General features: G+C 70.4%; 1 protein-coding gene. It reads left to right on the forward strand.

The genetic code is table 11. The annotated features are described in order from the left end of the window. Positions 1–21: 21 nt before the first annotated feature. Positions 22–803: WD40 repeat domain-containing protein (locus tag EHS43_RS45425; RefSeq protein WP_125196142.1), on the forward strand; the 782-nt coding region annotated here is incomplete at its 3' end.

Raw genomic sequence — 803 nt, forward strand, 5'->3', positions numbered from 1 at the left:
GAGGGATGGCAGGCTTGGGGCATGCGTCGACCCTTCGCCCTGCTCGCCGGGATCCTGCTCGTGGGGGCCTTCACCGTGCCCGTCGCCGTGCCCGCCTCCGCCGCCGACGGGGACGGGAAGGGGGACCGGGGCTTCACCATCAGCGATCCCCGGATCACCGAGTCCAGCGGGCTGGCCGCCTCGCGGCAGCACCCGGGGATCTACTGGACCCACAACGACCAGGACACCGGCGCGTACCTGTACGCCGTCGACAGCGCCACCGGCAGGACCGTCGCCAGGATCACCATGACCGGCGTGGGTACCCCGAGGGACGTCGAGGCCATCGCCGTCGGGCCCGGGAACGAGATCTGGGTCGGTGACATCGGCGACAACGACGGGGTCACCTGGCCGTACGTGTGGATCTACAAGCTGCCCGAGCCGAAGGACCTCAAGGACCAGTCGGTCAAGGCCACCCAGTACGTCGTGAAGTACAGCGACGGCTCGCGCGACGCCGAGTCGATGGTCGTCCACCCGAAGACCGGCCGCGTCTACATCATCGACAAGCAGGAGGACGGCGGGCACCTCTACGCGGGCCCCGCCACCCTCTCCCCGTCCGGGGCGAACGTCTTCAAGCCGGTCAAGGCCGTCGACCTGTGGGCCACCGACGCCGCGTTCTCGCCGGACGGCCGGCGGCTCACCGTACGCGGCTACTTCGGCGGCATCTGGTACGACTGGAACGGCGGCGACATCAAGCGCGGCGGGCGGATCAGCGTGCCGCTCGGGCAGGGGGAGTCCGTCTCCTACTCCCCGGACGGGAGCAGGAT

The organism is Streptomyces sp. RP5T (assembly GCF_003933965.1).
GTDB lineage: Bacteria > Actinomycetota > Actinomycetes > Streptomycetales > Streptomycetaceae > Streptomyces.